Genomic DNA, 4827 nt, shown 5'->3' on the forward strand with positions numbered 1-4827 from the left:
GTGGGAAGTCGGCCGGTCCGACTTCCCACTCCGCTGCTGTGCGGCGTCGTTCACCGGCGCCGCAGGAAGAGTGCCGGGAGCAGGGCGGCGAGCAGCACCAGGGCGGTGTTGACGGCGATCGCCCAGCCGACGCCGGTGAGCACGGTGCCGCCCGCGGCGGCCGCGGTGGCGACCGCGCTCATCACCGGGGTGCCCAGGGTGATGCCGACCTGCTGGGTCATGGTCGCCACGCCGGTGGCCAGCCCCTGCTCCTCGTCCGGCAGGCCCGAGGTGGCCGTCACCATGAAGCCGACGATCGCCAGCATGTTGCCCACCCCGCCGACGAAGGTCGCCGCCAGCAGCAGGCCGAGCCAGGCCCGGTCGGCGCCGAGCAGGACCAGCGAGGCGGTCGCGGCGGCCTGCACCAGGAACCCGGCGAGCAGCGCGCCCCGGCTGCCGAGCCGGCCGATCAGCCGCGGCGCCACCACCCCGCCGAGCACCGTGCCCGCGCCGAGCACCCCGAAGGCGAGACCGGTGGCCAGCGCCGAGAAGCCCAGCACCCGCTGGAGGTAGAGGGTGAGCAGGAAGACCAGCGAGGTCTCGGTCGCGAAGGCCAGCAGCCCGGCGGCGTTCCCCCAGACCACCGAGCGCCGGCGCAGCACCCGGACCGGCACCAGCGGGGACGCGGCGCCGCGCTCGACGAACCAGAACGCCACCAGCAGCGCCGCGCCCAGCCCCAGCGCCCCGAGCGCGAGCGGGTCGCCCCAGCCGTGCTCACCGGCCGCCGTCAGGCCGTAGACCAGGGCGAGCAGGCCACCGGTGACGGTGACCGCGCCCGGCAGGTCCATCCGCACCGTCCCGGCGGGCCTGCTCTCGGCGATCAGCCGGGGGGCGACCAGCAGCACGGCCAGCGCGACCGGCACGTTGACGAAGAACGCCCAGCGCCAGCTCAGCAGGTCGGTGAGCAGCCCGCCGAGCACCGCGCCCGAGGTGAAGCCCGCCGACATCAGCGCGCCGTTCAGGCCCAGCGCCCGCTCGCGCAGCGGTCCCTCGGGGAAGGCCGTGGTGAGCAGCGCCAGCCCGGCCGGGGTCACCGCGGCGGTGGCCAGGCCCTGGGCGACCCGGGCGGCCAGCAGCAGTTCCGGGCTGGTGGCCAGCCCGCCGACCAGCGAGGCGGCGCCGAGCACGGCCAGGCCGAGCAGGAACACCCGGCGCCGCCCGAAGAGGTCGGCGACCCGCCCGAACAGCAGGGTGAAGCCGGCCGCGAACAGCGCGAAGGAGGTGGCGATCCACTGCAGGCTGCCGAGTCCGAAGCCGAGGCCCCGGCCGATCACCGGCAGGGCGACGTTCAGGATCGAGAAGTCCACGGCCAGCATGAACTGGGCGGCCAGCAGCACGACCAGCACGAGCCGTTGCCGGCCGGTCATGCCGGTCGTGCCGGTGGTGCCGGTGGTGCCGGTCATGCCGGTGGTGCCGGTCGTGGTCCGGGGGACCGGTGGTGCTTCGGACAGGGTGGCGGTCATCGCGGCACTGCCTCTCGACTCGACGGGGTCTGCGGGTACGGCAACAGCGTGTGCGGCGGCGTGCGGTGTACCCAGACCCCCGCCGAGGGTGGCACTGGCAGGGACAGGCTCCGGGGCGGCCGGCGGTGTTCACTGGACGGCATGGAGAACCCGGCAGAGCTGAGCGAGTTCCTGCGCACCCGTCGAGCCCGGCTGCAGCCCGAGGACGTCGGACTGACCGTGTACGGCACCCGGCGCCGGGTGCCCGGGCTGCGCCGCGAGGAACTGGCACAGCTCGCGGGCGTCAGCATCACCTACTACACGCGGCTGGAGCAGGGGCAGAGCCGCAACGTCTCCGACGAGGTGCTGGACGCCATCGCGCGGGCGCTGCGGCTGGACGGCGACGAGCACGCCCACCTGCGCAACCTGGCCCGCCCGGGCCGTCCGGGCCGCTCGGCGAAGGGGCGGGCGGCCGAGGGCTTCGAACGGGCCCGCCCGGCCGTCCGGCAGCTGATCGGGGCGATGGCGGACGTCCCGGCGGTGGCGGTCGGGCGGCGCAACGAAGTTCTGGCCTGGAACCCGCTCGGTCACGCCCTGCTGGCCGGACACCTCGACGTGGCCGCGCCCGACCGGCCGGCCGACCGGCCGAACCTGAGCCGGCTGCTCTTCCTCGACCCGCGCACCCGGGAGCTCTACCCGCACTGGGAGACCGAGGCGCGGGCCCAGGTGGCCTTCCTGCGGCTGGCCGCCGGGCGCCACCAGGAGGACCGGCAACTGGCCGGGCTGATAGGCGAGCTGTCGATGAAGAGCGCGGAGTTCGCGGCGCTCTGGTCGCGCCACCCGGTGCACGACTGCCTGTTCGGCAGCAAGGAGTTCCAGCACCCGGTGGTCGGCGGGCTGACGCTGGACTTCGAGGCGCTGCCGCTGCCGGAGGCGTCCGGGCACCGGATGCTGCTCTTCAGCGCGGCCCCGGGGTCCACGTCCGAGGCCGGGCTGCGCCTGCTGGCGGCCAGTGCGGCGGCCGTGCACGCGTGGGAGTCCGCCGGGAGCCCGGTCGGCGACTGACCGGTAGCGCGCCCCCGGAGACGCCGGAGGGGCCCTGCTTCGCGTGGCGGTGCGAAGCAGGGCCCCTCCGGGTTTCCGTGCGTACCGGTCAGCGCTGGGGTCGCAGGCGGCGCACGGCGATCAGGACGCCGGCGCCGAGGGCGACGAAGGCGGCGGCGGAGGCGGCGAGGAAGCCGTTGGTGGAGCTGGAGCCGGTCTGGGCGAGCTCGGGGGTGCCGGCGGGCGCGGTGGTGGCGGGGGCGGAGGGCGCGGCGCTCGGTGCGGCGGCCGGGGCCTGGTCGGCCGCGGGCCGGGCCGGAGCCGCCTTGGCGGTGGCAGGCGCGGTCGGCTTGGGGGCCGCGGGCTTGGCGGCGGTGGTCGCCTTGGCGGAGGGCTTCGCGGGGGTGGCGGGCTTGGCCGGGGCGGCGGTGCGGACCACGGCGTAGGAGTGGGAGCCCCCGGACTCCGAGGGGTAGCCGTCGGCCTTGCCGCCGACGAAGACGGTGAAGTCCTTCAGGTCCGCGGCGGCGTTCGCCGAGACGGAGATCCGGAACAGGAAGTTCTCGGCCCGGCCGTCGTTGAGCTTCTTGGCCTTGAGCGAGCTGGTGTCCGCGATGATCGCCGGGTCGCAGCCGTGCCGGAGGGAGAGCTTCTTCCACCCGCCGCCGGTGGCCGCCTCGATCGTGAAGTCCTCCAGCTGGGTGGCGCCCTTCTCGTTGAAGATCGAGATGGTGGGGGCGACGTTCTCGTACGGGGCGCCGGTGAAGTTGGCGACCTCGACGCCGACCTCGGCCTTGGCACCGCCGGCGGTGATGCTCTGGTGGTCCGGGGTCATGTGGAACCCGGCGGCGAGGTCGCCGTGGTGCGCGGCGGCCGGAGTGACCGGCTTGGCCTCCGCGGGGGCCGTGCCGCCCTCGCAGGCCCAGGAGGCGTCGGCGGTCATCAGCTGGACGCCGCCGGCGAGGACGACGGTGGCGGCGAGGGTGGCGAGGCGTCGGCGGCCGGCGAGCGAGCGGACGTTCTTCGTGAACGAGGGCATAACGGACGTGCGCATGACGTGACTCCCCAGGGTCATGACCGAATGGTGTGGTGAAGACGACCGGCTGCCCGCTGTTGTCGAGCGGGAGCGCCCCCCGGCCTTGCCGGTCTCGCTCTCCGTGCCTTCATCCGTATAGACGCGCATCCCGGGTGGTGGTTGCAGGTGGGTTCAAAGTTTCTTCGGGAGTCTTTCGAGCGGCCCGGTGCCGGACGCGGGTGCTCCCGCGCTCACCGCTTGACGATCCGATCCAGGACCGAGGCGAGGCGCTCCTTGACCGCCGCCCCGTGGGGGAGGGCGTCCGGCGCGGCGTCGGTGTTCGGTGCCCGCACGCCCCGGTCCGCGAGGACGTAGAGCAGGCGCAGCGTGCGCAGGCAGTTGCTGAGGTGGGCCGGCACCGGGGTGCTGATGCGGTCGGCTCCGAAGCGGTCGGCGATCGGGTCCAGCCACGAGGTCGCGTCGGCCTCGCCCAGGTCGGGCCGGGTGAGCACCCGGGCGATCGCCCGTGCCAGCCGGTCGTCCTCCAGCTGGTCGAGCACGTGGTCGGTGGGCGCCGTCAGCCGCGCGGCGGCGAGGTGCAGCATCCGGGCCGGATCCACCTCGGGGTGGCGGCCGAACCGGTCCAGCAGGTCCGCGCCGTGCGCGACGGCGTGCAGCCAGCCGAGCTTCTCGTCATGGCCGCGCAGGTCCTGCTCCGCCGGGTACCACCGCTCGAACGCGTCCACCCAGCCGGCCTTGAAGTCGCCCTTCTCGACCAGCATGTCGAGCACGAGGGGGGCGAAGGTGCGGGCCTGGATCTGCGGGTCGAGGAAGCGGGCGGCCATCTCGTCCCCCAGCGCCAGCCGCCGGGGCCCGTCGATCACCCCGCGCTCGATCCAGGTCGCGAGGACGGCGTAGGGCGCGCCGTCCCGGACGTCCGGGTCGGGGTCCGCCAGGGCGGCGGAGAGTTCGCGGACCAGCTCTTCCAGGGGGCGGTCGGTGGGCACGGCACAGTCGGCGGCTTCGATCCTGCTCCAGTCGGTCACGGCAGGCAGGATAGGTCCGGCTCGCTGTGCGGCACCGGGAATTTCCGGGCGGCGGCCGGGCGGTCAGCCTCGACGCGGCACGGTGACGTACCGGGCGCGGGCGGGCCCTCGCCGGGGCGGCGAGGGCCCGGGTGCCGCGTGCGGGTTCAGCCGGGTATGCGGTGGCGGCCGGGGGTCTGTCGCTGTCGGGTTTCGGGGCCGTAGTGGCCGGCCTGGCGGGCGATCCAGGCGTATTCGGTGG

Annotated in this window: 4 protein-coding genes; 1 reads left to right on the forward strand and 3 read right to left on the reverse strand. The window is 75.0% G+C overall.

What is annotated here, in order from left to right:
• Positions 1–50 precede the first annotated feature (50 nt).
• Positions 51–1442, reverse strand: a complete 1392-nt coding sequence (locus ACWDRR_RS44105; protein WP_449777991.1) for an MFS transporter — start codon at positions 1440–1442, stop codon at positions 51–53.
• A 201-nt stretch (positions 1443–1643) separates the two neighbouring features.
• On the opposite strand from ACWDRR_RS44105, the gene ACWDRR_RS44110 reads away from it, so the two are divergent.
• Positions 1644–2546 carry a helix-turn-helix domain-containing protein gene (locus ACWDRR_RS44110; RefSeq protein WP_449777988.1) on the forward strand — a complete coding sequence of 301 codons (903 nt, stop codon included), beginning with the start codon at positions 1644–1646 and terminating at the stop codon, positions 2544–2546.
• Between the two features lie 88 nt (positions 2547–2634).
• On the opposite strand, the gene ACWDRR_RS44115 is transcribed toward ACWDRR_RS44110, so the two are convergent.
• Both ACWDRR_RS44115 and ACWDRR_RS44120 read right to left on the reverse strand, forming a co-directional pair.
• Positions 2635–3579 (reverse strand): LPXTG cell wall anchor domain-containing protein, encoded by a 945-nt coding sequence (locus tag ACWDRR_RS44115; protein ID WP_449777989.1) that lies wholly within the window; start codon positions 3577–3579, stop codon positions 2635–2637.
• A gap of 212 nt (positions 3580–3791) precedes the next feature.
• Positions 3792–4586: a DUF2785 domain-containing protein gene (locus ACWDRR_RS44120; RefSeq protein ID WP_449777990.1), complete on the reverse strand. Its 795-nt coding sequence runs from the start codon at positions 4584–4586 to the stop codon at positions 3792–3794.
• Positions 4587–4827: the final 241 nt, after the last annotated feature.

The organism is Kitasatospora sp. NPDC003701, assembly GCF_053587085.1.

Excerpts from the sequence above, each read along its gene's own strand:
- ACWDRR_RS44105 (WP_449777991.1), bottom strand. The coding sequence starts at position 1,442 with ATGACCGGCACCACCGGCACCACCGGCACGACCGGCATGACCGGCCGG.
- ACWDRR_RS44110 (WP_449777988.1), top strand. The coding sequence starts at position 1,644 with ATGGAGAACCCGGCAGAGCTGAGCGAGTTCCTGCGCACCCGTCGAGCC.
- ACWDRR_RS44115 (WP_449777989.1), bottom strand. The coding sequence starts at position 3,579 with ATGCGCACGTCCGTTATGCCCTCGTTCACGAAGAACGTCCGCTCGCTC.